The sequence below is a fragment of the Salipiger sp. D13 genome, from assembly GCF_003703915.1.
GTDB lineage: Bacteria > Pseudomonadota > Alphaproteobacteria > Rhodobacterales > Rhodobacteraceae > Salipiger > Salipiger profundus.
On record NZ_RAPJ01000072.1, the window covers coordinates 1 to 17,728 of the forward strand.

Sequence of the window (17,728 nt, forward strand, 5' to 3'; positions counted from 1 at the left end):
ACCGCCAAACCTAGCAAAAACCAAATAATCCTCTCTATACAAATCATAACCTTCCGAGCTCAACGCTACGACGAAGGTCTTTGGCGCGGGGTGGAGCAGCCCGGTAGCTCGTCAGGCTCATAACCTGAAGGTCGTAGGTTCAAATCCTACCCCCGCAACCAGCTTTAGCGAAGACGCCGTATCCGAATAGGATGCGGCGTTTTTTGTCCCCAAAGCCCAACAGTTCCAACAGCTTGCCACGGATCTCGGTCGTAAGCGTTAGAAAGAGCCCCTTAAACGCACTGACCTGAGCCCCGTATCTCCCTCCAGTTTGAGGTAGAGTCCGCTCCAATCAGGAGACGGACAATGAAGGGATCAAGGTTCACGGAAGAACAGATCATCGGGATGCTGAAGGAGCAGGAGGCCGGCATGACGACGGCTGATGTCTGCCGCAAGCACGTGGTCAGCACCGCGACGTTCTACAAATACAAGGCGCGGTTCGGCGGTCTTGAGGTGTCGGATGCCCGACGTCTCAGGGCGCTTGAGGATGAGAACTCGAAGCTGAAGAAGCCGCTGGCGGAAGCGATGCTCGACAATGCGATCCTGAAGGATGTCGCCTCGCGAAAGTGGTAGCGCCCGGCGTTCGGCGGGAGGCGGTGGCGAATGTCGTGGAAGCCCACGGTGTGAACGAGCACGGGCGTGCAAGGCACTGGCGGTGGATCGGTCGAGCGTGCGCTATCGCAGTGTGCGACCGGATGATGCTGAGGCGAGGACCGCAATGAAGGCAGTGGCAGCCGAGCGGCGGCGGTTTGGTTACCGGCGTATCCACGTGATGCTGGAGCGGCAAGGGATCGTGATGAACCTGAAGAAGCTCAGGCGGCTCTATCGCGAGGAGAGGCTTCAGATGCGTGCGGCTGAGGTGGTCGATATTGTAGACCACGGCCAAGTCGACTAGGCCATCCTCGATATCGGCGATCACCTGCCTGAGCGCGTGACGGACTTCAGCACCACGTCCAATGACGGGCGGCCGCCCTTGGCGCTGCGCGCTTTGACTGCCGCGCGTTTCAGGGGAGCTGGGAAGCGCTCGAAATCCACCGTGTCGTTCAGGATTCGAAGCGGGTCACCATCCGCCAGGACTTGCGCCAGCCGGCCATCGACACTCCAGAAGCCTTGTCCTGCTGCCGACGGCAGGCTGCTCCCTCAGGCAACACAACAGACGATCGCTTATTCAGGCCAAACCAGCGTCCCGATTGCCGCTTTCGCGTAGAACAATGTTCCGCAAGCAACCCGCGCGAGGACGACGAGAGCCTTTTCTTTCCCCTCGCATTGATCCCGCTACCTACGGAGGACACCTAGAGCCCCTGACATAAAGGAGTTACCAAGATGCTCAAATCCATCGCCGTTGCCGCTGCGATCACAGCCGGGCTTGCCGGGGCGTCCTCTGCACAGGAGGCCGAAACCCTGCGCGTGGGCATGTCGGGTGGCTATTTCCCCTTCACCTTCGTGAAGCAGGACGTCCTGCAGGGGTTCGAAGTCGACGTGATGAACGCCGTCGGGGAAGAAACCGGGCTCGACATCGCGTTCGAGACCATGTCGTTCTCGGGCCTCGTGGGCGCGCTCGACGCGGGCCGCATCGACACCATCGCGAACCAGATCACCATCACGCCGGAGCGCGAAGCCAAGTTCGCCTTCACCCAGCCTTATGTCTATGACGGGGCGCAGGTCGTGGTGAAGCAGGGCAACGAGGCTGTCTCGGGCGTCGAGGACCTGCGCGGGCGTACGGTCGCGGTCAACCTCGGCTCGAACTTCGAGCAGCTTCTGAGCGAGCTGCCCTACGCCGACGAGATCGAGATCAAGACCTACGAATCCAACATCGCGCAGGAAACCGCGCTGGGGCGGGTCGATGCCTTCGTGATGGACCGGGTCTCCTCGGCACAGCTGATCCGGGAAAGCCCCCTGCCGCTGGAACTGGCCGGCCAGCCGTTTTCCGAGATCCGCAACGCGCTTCCGTTCCGCGATGACGACGAGGGCACCGCCCTTCGCGACGAAGTGGACGCGGCGCTGACCACCCTGCGCGAGAACGGCACGCTGACCGAGATCTCGCAGAAGTGGTTCGGCACCGACATCACCAGCCCGGAGTGAGATGATGCGGGGACTCGACCTCGACTACATGCTGGGGTTGTTCCCCGTCATCCTCGGCTACGTGCCGCTGACGCTCGGCATGGCGGCGGCGGGGATGGTGCTTGCGCTCGTCCTCGCCTCGCTGCTGGCGGTCGAACGCGTCTTCCGGGTGCGGGGCCTCGACTGGCTCGTGGTGCTGTTCATCAGCTTCTTCCGCGGCACCCCGCTGCTGGTCCAGCTCTTCCTGTTCTACTACGGTCTGCCGCAGGTCATGAGCTTCCTGACCAGCATCGACGGCGTGACGGCGGCGATCATGGGGCTGACGCTGCACTTCTCGGCCTACATGGCCGAGACCATTCGCGCAGCCATTCTCGGTGTCGACCGCAGCCAGTGGGAAGCGGCGCAGTCCATCGGCATGACCCAGCTGCAGATGATGCGGCGGATCATCCTGCCGCAAGCGGCCCGGGTCGCCGCGCCGACGCTGGTCAACTACTTCATCGACATGATCAAGGGCACCTCGCTGGCCTTCACTCTGGGCGTCACCGAACTGATGGGCGCGGCGCAGAAGGAGGCGGCGGGCAGCTTCCTCTACTTCGAGGCCTTCCTTGTCGTGGCGATCATCTACTGGGCGATGGTAGAGCTTCTGAACCAGGGCCAGAAACGGCTCGAAACCTACCTGAACAAGGCATATGCGCGATGATTTCGATCAGCGGTCTCAGCAAGAGCTTCAACGGCAACGCGGTGCTCGACGGGATCGATCTCGACATCGCGCCAGGCGAGCGCGTCGTGGTGATCGGCCCGTCCGGGACCGGCAAGTCGACCTTGCTGCGGTGTCTCAACTTCCTCGACCAGCCCGACGCCGGGCGGATCACCATCGGCGACGTGACCGTCGACGCGGCGGCGGCGACGCGGGCCGAGATCCTCGCGTTGCGGCGGCGGTCGGCCTTCGTGTTCCAGAACTACGCGCTCTTCGCCAACAAGACCGCGAAGCAGAACATCATGGAGGCGATGGTCACCGTGCAGGGCCGCCCGCGGGCCGAGGCGGAGCGTCGCGCGCTCGAGGTGCTGGCCGAGACCGGGCTGGCCGAGAAGGCCGACAGCTTCCCCGCCAGCCTGTCCGGCGGACAGCAGCAGCGGGTCGGCATCGGCCGGGCGATGGCGATCGGGGCCGAGCTGATGCTGTTTGACGAGCCGACCTCGGCGCTCGATCCGGAATGGGTCGGCGAAGTGCTCGACCTGATGCGCCGGGTCGCCGAGCGCCGGCAGACGATGCTCATCGTGACGCACGAGATGCAGTTCGCCCGCGAGATCGCCGACCGGGTGCTCTTCATGCACGGCGGCAAGATCGTCGAGGCCGGGCCGCGGGAGCAGATCTTCAGCGCCCCCAAGGACGAGCGGTTGCAGCGTTTTCTCAGCCGCCTGTCACGCTAGACACCCGATGGCGGGCCCCGCCTACAGGCCCCGCGGTACGGCCGCATGGGGCAGCAGGTAGGGACCACGCGCCGGCGGGGTACTGACCCGCAGGGTGCAGCCATAGGCCTGCGACAGCAGGTCATCGCGCAGCAGGGTCTCGGGGCTCGCCTGCTCGAGAGCCTCGCCGTCGGACAGCAGCGCGACGCTGTCCGCGAACATGGCGGTGAGGTTCAGGTCGTGCATGATCGCGACGACGCCGCCGCCGGCATCGGCAAAGTCGCGGGCGATCTGCATGACCTGCAGTTGATGCGCGATGTCGAGGCTCGAGACCGGCTCGTCGAGGAACAGCCAGTGCGGCGCGCCGTTTTCGACCGGTTCCCAGACCTGGCACAGGACGCGGGCGAGCTGGACCCGCTGCTGTTCGCCCCCCGAAAGTTCCGTGTAGGCGCGCCCCGCGTGGCCGCCAAGGCCCACCCGGGCCAGTGCCCGTTTGGTCAGGTCGCCCGCGACCGTGGTCCCGCCCCGGATCTGGCCCAGCCGCACCACCTCGGCCACGGTGAAGGGGAAGGCCATCGGCGTGAACTGTGCGAGAACGGCGCGGTGAAGGGCTAGACGCGGCGCCGGGATCTCCGAGAGCTCCTCGCCGTTGATGCGGATGCCGCCCTCGTAGGCGAGATCGCCGGTCATGGCGCGCAGCAACGTGGTCTTGCCGGAGCCATTCGGCCCGACGATCGCGGTCAGGGCACCTGGGGCGGCGCGGAAGTCGACGCCGCGCAGCACGCGGCGACGTCCGAGGGTCACGGATACATCATTCGCTTCAAGCACCGGTCATATCTCCAGGCTGCCGCTGCGGCGCAGAAGAATCCACAGGAAGAACGGGCCGCCGATCACCGCCGTGACGATGCCGATGGGAAGTTCGCTCGGGGCGACGATGCTTCGGCTGACCACGTCGGCGAGCAAGAGCAGGCTCGCGCCCAGCAGCCCCGAATTGATCAGAAGCGCCCGGTGGTCGGGCCCGGTGGCAAGCCGCAGGAGGTGCGGCACCACGATCCCGACGAAGCCGATCCCGCCCGAGATCGCCGTGGCCGCACCGACCGCGCCGGCGACCACGAGGATCGACAGGTTCTTGAGCCGCTGCACGGGAATGCCGAGATGATGCGCGGCGGCCTCGCCGAGGGCCAGCGCGTTGAGGCCGCGCGACAGCGCGGGCGCGGCAACCAGCGCGGCGAGCATGAGGGGCGCAGCCCAGAGCGTCTTGCTCCACGAGGCACCGGCGAGCGAACCGAGCCCCCAGAACGTCAGGTCGCGAAGCTGCTGGTCGTCCGCGATGTAGATGAGCAGGCCCGAAACGGCCCCCGTCAGTGCCGCGAGAGCAATGCCGCCGAGCAGCATCGTCGCGACGGAGGTGCGGCCTCCGCGTGTCGCGATCAGGTAGAGGGTCATCACTGCGAGCCAGCTTCCCGCGAAGGCCATCAGCGGAACCAGAACGGGCCCCGCGGTCTGAATGACGACCGCCGGAAACAGGCCTCCGAGCACGATGGCGGTGATGGCGCCGAGCCCCGCGCCCGCGCTGACGCCGACGAGGCCCGGATCGGCCAGCGGGTTGCGGAACAGTCCCTGAAGCACCGCCCCGGCGACCGCCAGCGAAGCTCCCACCATCATCCCGGTCAGCAGTCGCGGCAGGCGGATGTCCCAAAGAATGATCCGGCTCCGGGCCTCGATGTCGCGCCCGGCCAGAAGATCCGAAAGCGTCGCGGGCAGCGAGATGCCCGAGGCGCCCACCGCGAGGCTGGTCCAGGCCGCCACGGCCAGCAGTGCGACCAGCGCCCAGGTGGTGCGGCGGGCAAGCGCGCTCCGGTCGCCGGTGTGTGTGTCCTCGAGGTGGATCGCGACCATCTCAGTCTCCTGCGAGCGCGCGTGCGAGGTCCGTCGCGGCTTCGGCGGTGCGGGGGCCGAAACCGAGGAGCTTCATACCGTCCATCCGGATCACTGACCTGTTCTCGCCGGCCGGCGTCGACAGGATCGCCGGGTGCGAGAAGAGCGCCTCATCGGTCACGGCCAGTTCGCCCTCGCGCGCCATCAGCAGGATGACATCGGGAGCGGCGGCGATGACGGCCTCGTCGGACAGCGGCTTGTAGCCCTCGAACCCGGTCACGCTGTTTTCGCCGCCCGACAGCCGGATGATGCCATCGGCGGCCGTTTCCCGGCCTCCGGCCATGATCCGCCCGCCCTGAAGCGACAGGATGAAGAGCACCCGACGCGGAGGGCCATCCGTCGCGTCGGCCGCCGCCTGTTGCGCCCGGTCCAGGTCGGCAGAGACTTCTTCGGCAAGAGCCTCGCCTTTCTCGGGGACGTCCAGCACCTCGGCGACGCGGTGGATCTTGGTCAGGACAGCGGCCCGGTCGAAACCTTCGGGGATTTCGGCGAAGTCGATGCTGGCCTGCTTCAGGAGCGCCACCGCCTCGGGCGGGCCGGCGCCCTCGGCAGTGAGGATGAGCGTCGGGTCCACCGACAGGACGCCTTCGGGCGAGAGCTGGCGGATGTAGCCGATGTCGGGCAGCTCAGTCACCTCGGGCGGGAAGGTCGAAGTGGTGTCGCGCGCGACCAGACGGTCCTGTTCGCCAAGCGCATAGACGATCTCGGTGACCGCGCCGCCGATCGAGACGATGCGTTGCGCGGGCTCTGCGTTCAGCGCCCCCGCGAGGCCGAGGGGAAATGCCATGAGCGCGGTGGCAAGCGCGCGTCTTGTGAAACGAGAGATCACGAGAGCACCTCTTCGGCAGCGGCGCGGGGCAGGGCGGCGGCGATGGCCTCGAAGTCGCCGGTGCGGTCCTCGGGTTTGCGGACACCGAAGATCTGCAGGATGATGCGGCCGTCGGCGTCGAAGGCCTCGATCGAAACCGCCATGCCGCGCCGGGTCGGCTTGTGGACCTCCCAGACCTCGGCGACGTGGTCGCTGCGCAGGTGCATGTCGAAGCCCGGGTCGAGCACGTTCAGCCATGGCCCCATCGTCTTGATGTTCCGCACCGGGCCCGAGTGTATCTGGATGCAGCCGGCATTGCCGACGAAGACCATGACGGGAACGTCGAGCGCCGAAAGTTCGGTGAACAGTGACTCGAGGCAGTCGGGCGCAAGGGCGCGGACGTAGGGCGCCCCCGCGACGTGATAGGCGCCAAGCCGGTTCATCTTGAGGCGGCTCACCATGGTCAGGAACTGGTGGGTGTCGGTCATCCTGTCCCAGTTCTGCCGCAGCTCTTCAGCCTGATCCGGACGCGCCTTCGCGGGTTCCGGTGCCTCGCGCGGCGTGACCTGCAGCATGTCCTCCTGTGCCTCGAGCGCGAGGTCTGACACGACCCCGCTCCAGGCATCGTGGTCCGACCCGGCCCGCATGTGGATCTTGTGCACTGCGTCGCCTGCCGCGTCGAACACCAGCAGCGCACGGCGCCGGCCCTTGTCGGTTTCCTGGTCGAGCGCGAAACCGTGCACCCAGTGGCGGGGGAAGATACGCAGGTCGATCTCGTCGTTCAGGACCATCGAGGCATGGGCGCCGGAATGATAGTTGGCATAGTGGCCGACCTTCTCGTGCACGCAGGAGGGGGTGCGGGTCAGCGCCATGACCTCGCCCAGTTGTTCGGCGGCCGGGATCAGCTTGTCGGGATCGGCGCTGATGCGCGTGACGCCGTGACCGACATGCGCGGCCATCAACTGGGCCTCGCTGATGCCGAGCTTGTCGGCGAAGTCGCGGTCGCGCAGTTCGGGGGTATCGAAACGCGCGGACCGGATGTCCTGCGCGGAAAGCGGCGGTGTCTGCGCCATTGTTGTGACTCCTTGCCTTGCCTGACAGCGGCTCTGTGACGGCTGTCGATCTGGACGCTGTGTCTGGCCGCCTGAAAAGGCGAAAGGCTGGAGCGCAAATGGTTAATGTTGACATAATTACTCAACTAAGGTAAGCGGCGCAAGTCCTTCATCGAGACCGATGGAGGACCACATCAACAAATTCTTCAAGACAGGTCGCAAGCTCTCCGGGCCAGCCACCAAGGACTGAACCGAAGGGAACGAGCATGACCCAACGTCTTCACGGGCGGGCGATGCTGCTTTGCAGCGTCGCCTTCGCCACCGCCATGCCCGCATGGGCACAGGAGAATACCCCGGCCGAGATGCTGGGGACGATCTGGCTGAACAATTCCAAGCGCGAGGTCCAGACCGGGACCGCGACGGCCGAGACGGTCGTCGACCAGGAGGAGATGGAGGACCGGCAGGCCAGCACCATTGCCGAACTGATCGACTCGGTTCCGGGGGTGAACCTGATCAACGGCTCCAGCCCCTCGGGCTCGGGTATCAACATCCGCGGGTTCGGGGCCAACTCGGCCTATGGTTCGGACCAGAAGGTCGGCATCATCGTCGACGGTGCCAGCGTCGGCGGCGAGGAACTCTACCGGATCGGCACCCAGCTCTACACCGATCCCGAACTCTACAAGGAGGTCACGGTGGTGCGCGGCACCGCCGGCACCTTCGAATACGGCTCGGGGATGATCGGCGGGCTTGTCAAGCTGGAAACCAAGGACGCATCGGATTTCACCGGCGGCGAGCCGGGCTTTCGCGCGCGCCAGACGCTGCAGTATTCCTCGAATGGCGACGAGGCCGTAAGCTCGACCATCCTCGCGTGGCAACCCACCGAGTCGTTCGAACTGCTCGGCAACTACACCTATCGCAGCTACGGCGTGCCGGTGGACGGCAGCGGCGATGACATCACCTCGGAAGGCGCGGATATGCCGTCATGGGCGCTGAAGGGCAAGTATACCTTCGGCCAGGACAGCAGCCACTCCCTCAGCCTGTCGCTCGCGGACACGCAGACGCAGGAAGACGACGTGCCCTACAACAGCCGGGCCATCGTCACCGATTACTTCGGCAACGTGAACCGGGACATCCGCAACCAGACCGCGGTGCTGACCTACGGCTACGACGACCCCGAAAGCGACCTTGTCAACCTGACCGCGCAGCTCAGCTACGCATGGCAGGACATCGAGAGCGAATACGTCGAAGGTTCGTCACCCTACGAGGGCACCCCGGGCTTGGGCGACACCGTGCGGGCCCTCGGGGATGCCGACAACACCTACGAGACGACCAAGCTGACGGTGAAGAACCAGTCGCTCTTCGATACCGGCGGTGTCGGCCATGACCTGCGTGTCGGTGTAGAGCGGATCCGCAAGGTCCGCTCCGACAACCCCGACGCGTCGGCGTCCGGCGGCACCGACTGGCGGTGGGCGCTCTTTGCCGTGGACGACATGCAAATCGGCGAGCACTGGACGGTCACTCCGGCACTTCGCTACGAGACGCAGACGATCGGCGGCGACGACTACCAGACCGACCACAACGAGGCGCTCATGGGCGGCGTGACCGCACGGTATGCCTTCGGCAACGGCTGGGCGATTTCCGGCAGCGCCTCCTACAACGAAAGCCTGCCGATCCTCGATGACCTCGGCACGCCGGCCTACATGACCCGGTCCGAGAAATCCGAGACCTACGAGATCGGGGCCTCCTACGAGGGGCTCGACGTGATCACCGGCGGCGACCGGCTGGCGCTCAAGCTCAACGTCTACGACACCACCGTCTGGGATGTGACGTCCTATTCCGGCGTCGACTCGGTGAAGCTTCAGGGCGCCGAGCTCGAAGCTGCCTACAGCCTGCAGAACGGCTTCTACGTCGACCTCGGTGTCAATGCGATGCGTGGCAAAAGCTTCCAGGCGGGAGACGACGAGGACTGGGGTGGCATCCCCGCCGATACCGCCCGACTGACTCTTGGCAAGCGCTGGGGCGAGGAGTACGACGCAAGCTGGGAAATCGTCGCGGCCAGTGACATGGACGACTGGAGCACCCCCACGCCGGGCTACGCGGTGCACAACCTGCGCACCACCTGGAAACCTCAGGACGGGGCGCTTGAAGGCACCGAGATGCGGTTCGGCGTCGAGAACCTGTTCGACCGCGAGTATCGCCAGCATCTCTCGGAGAACAACGCTCCGGGACGGACCTTCAAGGTGACGCTGGCAAAGACGTTCTGATCCCGCGCCGCGCAGCCTGATTGCGCAAGCGCAGGGCCGGGATCGAACGAAGGCCCCGGAGCGGTGTTCCCTCCCGCTTCGGGGCCTTTGCGTTCAGATGGAACGGCGCCCACCGGATGCCGGAAACGAAAACGACGCGCCACGAGGGCGCGCCGTTTCGGACTGTGCGAAAGAGCGGGGTGGGATCAGTCGTCCCAGGTCGGCAGCTCTTCGAGTTCCTCTTCGGTCATCGAGGTGGTGTAGTCGCCGTTTTCGAAGGTGAGTTCGTCAAGCGAGACCACGATGTCCTCGTCGCCAATGTCGAGGAAGCCACCGGCTTCGATCACGGCGGCGACGGGCGAGCCGGAGTCGTCGACCAGGATCTCTTCGACTTCGCCGATCTTGTCGCCGTCGGGGCCCATGACGTTCGCATCATCGACGCTGTGCAGCGAGGACGTATCGACGCCCTGTGCCGATGCGGCGCCGGTGACGAGGATGAGCGAAAGGGCGGACAGGGTGATGTGTCGCATGATGTCTCCTGATTGCTTCGTTTCATCCAATCAATGCGGCAGGGCTATGGAAGTTCCATTGAATATCATGCGCTTGCGTTGGTTTTTGCGAAGTTGAGAAATCCATTCAAGACGATGGGCCACCGGGCTTTCGGCACGCTTGAAGGCACCGCGCATGGCGCGGCGCCTTCAGGGATTTCGTCATGCATGGCAGGCGGAAAGACAGCCGGCGGCAGCGGTCAGGCCTTTGCGACCTCTCCCACGTGGTTCGCCTTGGTTCCGCCGATCTCGCCGCGTGGCGGCATCTGCATCGACGGACGAACCGCTGGCCGTCCGGTGTGCGCCGCAAGATGCGCCTTGCGACGGGCCAGCATCTCGGGGGTGATGAGCACGGTCCCGTCCTCGCCGCAGCGGAACCAGCGCCGGTCTTCCGTGGCATCGTGCCCGGCTTCGAACCCGTTCGGCAGCCGCGCGCCGGGCGCGACGATGACGTTGCGCAGGTTGCAGCGCTGGCCGGCGGAGCTGCCGGGCAGGAACACCGAGCCCTCGGTGAAGCAGTCCACCGCCTCGATCAACGGGCGCTCCATGCCCCGCGGCAGTTTGAGTGCGGCGCGCGAATTCGCAATGTCGAGCATGGTGCGCCGGTAGCTCCCGAGCGTGCCGACATCGCGCCAGTAGGCTTCGGCACCGGGCGTCGCGCTGGTGATGCGGCAGACCGACAGTTCGCCATCGGCCAGCGCCCGGGGCAGGATGTCATGGCCGAAATCATGCTGTGTTTCGGGGCGCAGCGCTTCGGCGGCGAGCATCTCGCGCAGCCAGATCCAGTCGAAGACGTAGATCCCCGTCGATGCGAGCGCGTGTTCGGGGTCGCCCTCGATCGCATCGGGATCGGCGGGCTTTTCCCGGAACGCCGTGACGCGGCCCTCGGCATCGGCGGAGAAGACGCCGAAACTCGAGGCGTCGGCCAGCGGAACGGCGGTCGCGGCGACGGTCGCCGCGGCCCCGTGGCTGCGGTGATGCTCGAGAAGCGCGGCAAGATCGATGTCGGCGACATGATCGCCCGATAGCACCATGATCTCACGCGGGGCGTAGGCGTCGAGCGAGGTCGTATTCAACCGGATCGCCTCGGCGGTGCCGCGATATCCCCGGGGGCTCACCTGCTCGCCGTCGCGCACCGAGATGCCTTTCGGGAAGTGGTGTCCCCACTGGGCCCGCAGATGCTGGCATAGATCGTAGGGGCGATACTGGGTTGCCACGAAGAGCTGCTGGAAGCCCGCCTGAACCGTGGCCTCGAGGATGAAATCGACGATCCGCCCGCTGCCCGAGCCGAAGTTGATCGCCGGCTTGCACTGACGGTCGGTCAGTTCGTGAAGGCGCGAGCCGCGCCCGCCTGCAAGCAGGAAGGGAAGACACCGGTCGGTCCGGTTCTGGGGGGATTGGTCGAGCATGTCCGGGGCCTCTGAGCAAATGTCGCGCAGGCAACGAAAGCGCTGGGCACGATTTCGTTGGGTGGGGGGTCTTCGATGAAGATCAGGCCGGCCGGGCGATCCAAACCAGAAACAATCAGATTGCACAAAAGTTCCGCGAAAGATGCGATTTTCTTAAATAATTCAGATATCTATACGTATTGAAATCGGCATCTTTTGGCTGGCTGTTTCGATCTATTGTTGCGCCCATTCCAGGCGCGGGGGGCCGGGAAGGACGCAGCGTGGATGCGGGTGATCCTCAAGGCGGCATTGTCAGGTGCACGCATGCATTGCACTCTTGCCTGATGAAATCGCGTCAGGGGAGAAGGATAATGGCATCACGTTGGATTGCACTGGTGATCGCGGGGATGATCGCCGGGCAGGGGCAGGCGCAACAGGCCGCCGATGCCGTCACGACCGAGGGCACCTCGACCGGAGCGGTAGAAGGGCTGAGCGCGCAGGCGCAGGCCGCGATGGATGCGAAGGAGGCCGGCGAGCCGGTGACGTCCGAGACCTGGATGGTCTCGGCCGCCAACCCGCTCGCGGTGGAGGCCGGGGCCGAGGTGCTTCGCAAGGGTGGCAGCGCAGCGGATGCGATGGTCGCCGTGCAGACCGTCCTCGGGCTGGTCGAACCGCAATCCTCGGGGCTCGGGGGCGGGGCCTTTCTTGTCTGGTTCGACGCGGAAAGCGGAGAGCTGACCACGCTCGACGGTCGCGAGACGGCGCCGCTGGCGGCCACGCCGACCTATTTCCAGGACGAGGCCGGCGAGCCCCTGAGCTTTTTCGATGCCGTCGTTGGCGGGCGCTCCGTCGGCACGCCGGGCACACCCGCGCTGCTGGAGGCGGCGCACGACCGTTGGGGCAACCAAGACTGGCCGAGCCTCTTCGAGACCGCCATCGGGCTCGCCGAGGACGGCTTTACCGTGTCGCCGCGACTTGCCGGGCTGGTTGCGTCGGAACCCGAGGGCCGGCTGGACCGCTTCGAGGACACCGCCGCCTACTTCTATCCCGACGGTGCGCCGCTCGAAGCCGGGGACCGGCTGACCAACAAGGCCTACGCCGAGGTGCTCCGCGCGATTGCGCAACGCGGCAGCAGCGCGTTCTACGACGGCCCCATCGCCGACGCCATCGTCAGCCTCGTGCAGGAAAACGGCGGGCTTCTGGCCGCCGAGGATTTCGCGACCTACGAGGTGGTCGAGCGGGCGCCGGTCTGCGTGCCTTACCGGACGACCGAGGTCTGCGGCATGGGGCCGCCGTCCTCGGGGGCGCTGACAGTGGGGCAGATCCTTGGCATGCTCGACAGCTACGCGCTTTCCGACATGGGCCCCGACAGCGCGGAGGCCTGGACGCTCATCGGCGATGCCTCGCGGCTCGCCTTTGCCGACCGGGGTCGTTACATGGCCGACAGCGACTTCGTCCCCATGCCGACCAAGGGGCTGGTCGATGACGCCTATCTCGACAGGCGCGCCGAGATGCTCGATCCGGCCCGCGCGCTCGAAGCGGTCGAGCCCGGCGAGCCCGCGTGGGACCACGCGATGCTCCGGGGTGACGATGTCGCGCTGGAACTGCCGTCGACCTCGCATATCTCGATCGTCGATGCCGAGGGCAATGCGCTGTCGATGACCACCACCATCGAGAACGGCTTCGGCTCGCGGCTGTTCGTCCGGGGGTTCCTGCTCAACAACGAGCTGACCGACTTCTCCTTTGCCACGCACAACGATGGCCGGCCCATCGCGAACCGGGTCGAGCCCGGCAAGCGGCCACGCTCATCGATGTCGCCCACCATCGTCATGCAGGACGGTGCGCCGCTGCTGGTGATCGGCTCGCCGGGCGGCAGCCGGATCATCGGCTACGTCGCGCAGGGGATCGTCAACTACCTCGATTTCGGCATGAACCCGCAGCAGGCCGTCGCCGCACCGCACCTCGTGAACCGCTTCGGCACCTTCGACATCGAGACGGACACCGATGCCACCGCACTTGAGGCTGACCTGCAGGCGGCCGGTTTCGAGACGAACCTGCGGGAGCTGACCAGCGGGCTTCACGTGATCGCGCTGGAGGACGGCAAGCTTGTCGGTGGCGCCGATCCTCGCCGCGAGGGTATTGCGCTCGGCGAATGAGTGCGTTCGGGCCGCTTCGCCCGTGCCGCGCGGGCGGGGAGGCCTGATCCGTTGCTGTCGCCTGTCCCGTGATGCGCGCGGCGCCGAGGCCCTTTCGACGGACCGCGTTCGCGGCCCTGCCCAATTTTTCAGGGATCAATCCGCCCGCGCCGGATGTTGTTGAACCGGGTAGGCTTTTGGCAAAGACTGTCGCCAAGGCTGAGCGCACCCAGCGGATCGGGAAAGGCATGTTGAACAGGATACTCGGGTCATCGAAAGACAGCCCCTCCGGCGCAGCGGAAGATCGCATCCTTCCGGTGGTGTGGCTGCTCGGAAAGACGGGAGCGGGGAAGTCGTCGCTTGTCCGGGCGCTGACCGAGCAATCCGATGCCGAGATCGGCAACGGTTTCCGGCCCTGTACCCGCACCGCGCGGCGCTACGATTTCCCGCCCGAGGAGCCCCTGGTGCGCTTTCTCGACACGCGTGGTCTTGGCGAGGCCGGCTATGATCCCTCGGAAGACCTCGAGACCTGCCGCCAAAGCAGTCACGTGCTTCTTCTTGTCTGCCGGCTGGACGATCCCGTTCAGGGCATCGTGGCGGATGCGCTCGCCGAGATCCTGCATCAGGACAAGAAAATGCGGGTCATTCTCGTCCTGACCGGCAAGGACCTCGTTCCCGATCCAGAGGCCCGCGCGCGCGCCGTTGGAATGATCGCGAAACAGATGAAGCGGGCCTCCGGAGACGACCTGCCTTCGGTGACAATCGCGCTTGATCCGGACGGTGCCGGCGACGTGGAGGGCCTCGAGGACTTGCGGCAGCATCTGCTCGACGCATTGCCGGCGGCGGGGCTGCTGCTGGAAAAAAGCCGCGCCAGCGATGCCGAGGCGCTGGAGTTCCTGAAACACAAGCGCTGCGTTTTGTCCTATGCGGGCGTGGCGCTGACCAGCGACCTTGCGCCGGTGGTCGGCATGGTCGCGGTGCCCGCCACCCAGCTCAAGATGCTCCACGAGCTGGGGTTGCGCTATGGCGTGAAATGGGACCGTAGGGTCGGCAAGGCCTTTCTGAGCACGATGGGGCTCGGCATCGGGGCCCGCTTCGCCGCGAGCTTCGGCGTGCGGGAACTGGCCAAGCTCATTCCGGCCTACGGACAGACCGTGGGCGCCGCCACGGCGGGGGCGATCAGCTTTGCCACGACCTACGCGCTGGGCCGCGCCGCCGCCTACTTTCTTTATCGCTCGACCCATGGAAGCCCGCCGAGCGAAGAGGAGCTGAGGCAGATCTACCAGCGTGCCTTCAAGAGGTCGTCGGATGAAGCTGCGTGAACGCCTGCGCCCGGCGCTGCTGCGCTGGGATCGCATCCTGTCGATCGCCGCGCTCGCGGTGCCGGTGCTTGCCGCGATGCTCGCGGGGTTCGCATGGATGTTCGAGCACGGGTGGCTCGTCGAGTTCATCGTGGCGTCGATCTCGCTCGGCGGGCTTGTCGCGCTGGTGCGCTTCGCACGAAGCTGGATGCGCGGTCGCGCGCCCGAGCCCGTCGTCGCGCGCGACACCCAGCTGCATGCCCGGATCGACCCGGCCTGGAGCGAACGCGAGGTCGAGGCCTTCAAGACGGCGCAGGCCCTGATCGCGGACCGCACCGCGAAGCCGCTGCCCTGGGAGGATCTGCAGGACATCGCCCTTGAGGTCGTCCGGGTGGTGGCTGCCTCGTCCGGGAACGGCGGCAAGGGGGTTCTGGATTTCACCATCCCCGAGGCGCTGCTGCTGGCCGACCGGGTCACGGTCCGGCTGCGCTCGGACATCCGCGAGAAGGTGCCCTTTTCGGACAGCATCAGCGTCGGCACACTCCTTTGGCTGTGGGAACACCGCGAGGTCGCCTGGAAGGTCCGCAAGCACGGATGGAACGCCTGGCGGGTGATCCGTGCGATCAAGTCGCTGCCGGTGGCCATCCTGCGTGAGATCGAGGGCGTGATCGCCGAAGGGCATTCCTCGTTCCTCACCAGCGAGGGAACGGTCGTCGCGCAAGCGCTGCTGCTCGAAGAGGTCGCGGCCGCCGCTGTCGAGCTCTACTCGGGGCGGCTGAAGTTCTCGGACAGCGAGCTGCTCGACCTCGGGCTTGCCTCGAGCGATCTGGACCGGGCCCGGCTCGCGGCAAGCGACATGCCCCTGCGGATCGCGGTGGCGGGGCAGATCAGTGCCGGCAAGTCCAGCCTCATCAACGCGCTGCTCGGGCGCGACGTGGCCGAGGTCGACGTGATCCCGACCACCGACGCGGCGCGGACCTACGAGACCACCTTCGACGACGTGGAGGCAATGCTTCTCGACATGCCGGGCCTGGATGGCTCGGCGAAGATCGGGAAGACGGTCATCAAGGAGCTGTCGTCCGCGGACATGGTGATCTGGGTGGTGCGCGCGAACCGGCCCGCGCGCGAGATCGACCGGGCCACCCTTTCAGACCTTCGCGACACGCTTTCCGCCGATCCGCGCCGGCGTATGCCGCCGACGATCATTGCGGTAACCTGCGTGGACGAGCTGCTCGACGGATGGCCCTTTCCCGAAGGACATCTCTCGGATGAGGCGATGGACCGGGTGACGGAGATCATCGGCGCCGTCCAGCATGACATCGGCGATGCCGCCGCGACCGCGAACACGATCCCCGTGGTGCTTACCGAGCCCGATTGGAACATCGACCGCCTGCGGGGGCGTATCGAAAGCCTGCTCGGGCGGGCGCTCGACACGCAACGCAATCGCCTGCGCATCGAGGGCCGGACCGGGGGCGTGATGAAGGAGGCCGGCCGCGCCGGGCGCGGGCTGCGCGATGCGCTCACGGCCTTCAGCCACAGGTACGCCGGGTCCGACGACCCCGAGGAGACGTCGCGGGACTGACTTTCGGTCCCCGCAGGCCTTGGGCTACTTGTCGACGATCTTCACCAGTTGCCAGATCGAGATGTCATAGACGGGCTTGGCTTCAAGCTCGGGATGGCCGTCATAGGGAAAGATGACCCAGAGCGGGCCCATCTCGTCCACGGGGAAGGGCTGGCCATCCGTCCGTGTCGCGATGATGGGGTAGTCCTTGGTCAGGTAGTCGGCGCTGTCCTCGATATTCAGCTGCACCTGGTAACCGTCATCGGCGACAAGCTCGACCGTCCCGTCGGAGATCCCGACCTCTGCGAGGACATCCGTCAGCAGGGGGCCGCTGAATTCCTTCTCTTCCCATGTCCACTGGGTTTCGGTCCGGAACGCATGCTGCGGGAGACTCTCGAGTCGGTCCCGGGTGAACGCGGTTTCGGTGCCATCTCCTGAAACCACCGTCAGCAGCGTCTCTGCCGCCATCGCGGGGAGCGACGACAGGCCGGTGACCATCATGGAGGTTGCGAAAACGAGGTTTGCGAGGCCCCGGGTCACACCGGGGCAGAAGGAATGGGTCAGCACGTCAAATCTCCTGAAGTTCTATAGAGGCGAAGCTGTCCCCAGTTTCATCGCGCTGCAAAGAGATTCGTGCCCTCGCGCAGTATTCTGTCACGCCTCCCGCCTGCTGAGCGCGTCCGCGCGGCATACCGGGTGAACCGTATCGCGGCGCGGGCGGGGAGATCCGGATATCGGCTCTCACTCGCCAGGGCGCTCCGGCCCGTGCTTGGGGGCCTTGATCGAAGCGGCGCTGAAGGCTGTTCTTGTCCACGTGTGTCGCTCGCTTGCCGACCGTCAGGTGCGAATGTTTGTCGTGAGAGAGTTTCAGGTAGGAGCGCGGGACGTGCGAACGTTTCGGGACGAGTCGGATCTTCCGAAACATCGGAATCGGGTCCGGCGATTCACGCTGCAGCGGGGCGCGATTCCAGCTTGGGCCGTGAATCTCGGGATAAGCCTGTGCATAACTCGGTGTGCGCCGACTCCGTCCGCCGATAAGCGCATCGAAGGCGCTGAGCTCGGGCGGTCAGGACGTCTCATCTGATCGTCGGGAAGATACTTTGGTCTTGCATAAGCTGTTGTAATTAATTGATATTACAAGGCGTCGCCAAGAAAGTAACGGTTTCACGAAAGAATCCGCTTGCAGGACCCGGGCGACATCACTAAATCCCCCTTCACCGGCGGCGCTGAGGCGCGGTTGGGGC

At 65.9% G+C, this 17,728-nt stretch carries 14 protein-coding genes, 1 tRNA gene and 1 pseudogene; 9 read left to right on the plus strand and 7 right to left on the minus strand.

Annotated features, from left to right (window positions below; all coding sequences use genetic code 11):
• Positions 1-84 precede the first annotated feature (84 nt).
• The 5 genes and pseudogenes from D6860_RS24710 to D6860_RS24735 all read left to right on the plus strand — a co-directional run bounded on the left by D6860_RS24710 (position 85) and on the right by D6860_RS24735 (position 3,531).
• Positions 85-161 (plus strand) — tRNA-Met (locus tag D6860_RS24710).
• Between the two features lie 184 nt (positions 162-345).
• A pseudogene (locus tag D6860_RS25850) lies at positions 346-889 on the plus strand (transposase); the annotation flags it as partial.
• Between the two features lie 473 nt (positions 890-1,362).
• A complete protein-coding gene (locus D6860_RS24725) occupies positions 1,363-2,121 on the plus strand; it encodes an amino acid ABC transporter substrate-binding protein (RefSeq protein WP_017467411.1) in 759 nt (252 codons plus the stop codon).
• A 4-nt stretch (positions 2,122-2,125) separates the two neighbouring features.
• The gene (locus D6860_RS24730; RefSeq protein WP_076625270.1) at positions 2,126-2,800 is read left to right on the plus strand and encodes an amino acid ABC transporter permease; all 675 of its coding nucleotides are present in this window, start codon (positions 2,126-2,128) and stop codon (positions 2,798-2,800) included.
• Complete coding sequence (locus D6860_RS24735; RefSeq protein WP_076622678.1) at positions 2,797-3,531, plus strand: amino acid ABC transporter ATP-binding protein; 735 nt, start codon at positions 2,797-2,799, stop codon at positions 3,529-3,531. Before D6860_RS24730 ends, D6860_RS24735 begins: the two co-directional genes overlap by 4 nt.
• 21 nt (positions 3,532-3,552) lie before the next feature.
• Here D6860_RS24735 and D6860_RS24740 read toward each other — a convergent pair whose 3' ends face one another.
• From D6860_RS24740 to D6860_RS24755, 4 genes are read right to left on the minus strand one after another with little or no spacing between them, the layout of a single operon-like run.
• A complete protein-coding gene (locus tag D6860_RS24740; RefSeq protein ID WP_076622677.1) occupies positions 3,553-4,338 on the minus strand; it encodes a heme ABC transporter ATP-binding protein in 786 nt (261 codons plus the stop codon).
• Between the two features lie 3 nt (positions 4,339-4,341).
• Complete coding sequence (locus tag D6860_RS24745) at positions 4,342-5,409, minus strand: FecCD family ABC transporter permease (RefSeq protein WP_076622676.1); 1,068 nt, start codon at positions 5,407-5,409, stop codon at positions 4,342-4,344.
• Position 5,410: 1 nt separating this feature from the next.
• Positions 5,411-6,235, minus strand: coding sequence for a heme/hemin ABC transporter substrate-binding protein (locus D6860_RS24750; protein ID WP_076622675.1), 825 nt, complete (start codon positions 6,233-6,235; stop codon positions 5,411-5,413).
• A gap of 38 nt (positions 6,236-6,273) precedes the next feature.
• Entirely contained in the window at positions 6,274-7,329 is a 1,056-nt protein-coding gene (locus tag D6860_RS24755) for a hemin-degrading factor (RefSeq protein ID WP_076622674.1), read from the minus strand.
• Positions 7,330-7,574: 245 nt separating this feature from the next.
• Between D6860_RS24755 and D6860_RS24760 the strand changes: the two genes are divergently transcribed.
• The gene (locus tag D6860_RS24760) at positions 7,575-9,572 is read left to right on the plus strand and encodes a TonB-dependent receptor domain-containing protein (RefSeq protein WP_083697756.1); all 1,998 of its coding nucleotides are present in this window, start codon (positions 7,575-7,577) and stop codon (positions 9,570-9,572) included.
• Positions 9,573-9,757: 185 nt separating this feature from the next.
• Here D6860_RS24760 and D6860_RS24765 read toward each other — a convergent pair whose 3' ends face one another.
• Together D6860_RS24765 and D6860_RS24770 are read right to left on the minus strand one after the other, a co-directional pair.
• The gene (locus D6860_RS24765) at positions 9,758-10,081 is read right to left on the minus strand and encodes a PRC-barrel domain-containing protein (RefSeq protein WP_017469448.1); all 324 of its coding nucleotides are present in this window, start codon (positions 10,079-10,081) and stop codon (positions 9,758-9,760) included.
• Between the two features lie 218 nt (positions 10,082-10,299).
• The gene (locus D6860_RS24770) at positions 10,300-11,508 is read right to left on the minus strand and encodes a sugar phosphate nucleotidyltransferase (protein ID WP_076622673.1); all 1,209 of its coding nucleotides are present in this window, start codon (positions 11,506-11,508) and stop codon (positions 10,300-10,302) included.
• 350 nt (positions 11,509-11,858) lie between these two features.
• Between D6860_RS24770 and ggt the strand changes: the two genes are divergently transcribed.
• The 3 genes from ggt to D6860_RS25930 all read left to right on the plus strand — a co-directional run bounded on the left by ggt (position 11,859) and on the right by D6860_RS25930 (position 16,505).
• Positions 11,859-13,643: a gamma-glutamyltransferase gene (gene ggt / locus D6860_RS24775; RefSeq protein WP_083697755.1), complete on the plus strand. Its 1,785-nt coding sequence runs from the start codon at positions 11,859-11,861 to the stop codon at positions 13,641-13,643.
• Positions 13,644-13,714: 71 nt separating this feature from the next.
• Entirely contained in the window at positions 13,715-14,944 is a 1,230-nt protein-coding gene (locus D6860_RS24780) for a YcjF family protein (RefSeq protein WP_083697754.1), read from the plus strand.
• The gene (locus D6860_RS25930) at positions 14,931-16,505 is read left to right on the plus strand and encodes a GTPase family protein (RefSeq protein WP_076622670.1); all 1,575 of its coding nucleotides are present in this window, start codon (positions 14,931-14,933) and stop codon (positions 16,503-16,505) included. The genes D6860_RS24780 and D6860_RS25930 overlap by 14 nt, the downstream gene beginning before the upstream one ends.
• A 24-nt stretch (positions 16,506-16,529) precedes the next feature.
• Here the strand turns inward: D6860_RS25930 and D6860_RS24790 are convergent, their stop codons facing one another.
• Positions 16,530-17,051, minus strand: a complete 522-nt coding sequence (locus tag D6860_RS24790; RefSeq protein WP_083697753.1) for a putative pterin-binding protein — start codon at positions 17,049-17,051, stop codon at positions 16,530-16,532.
• Positions 17,052-17,728: the final 677 nt, after the last annotated feature.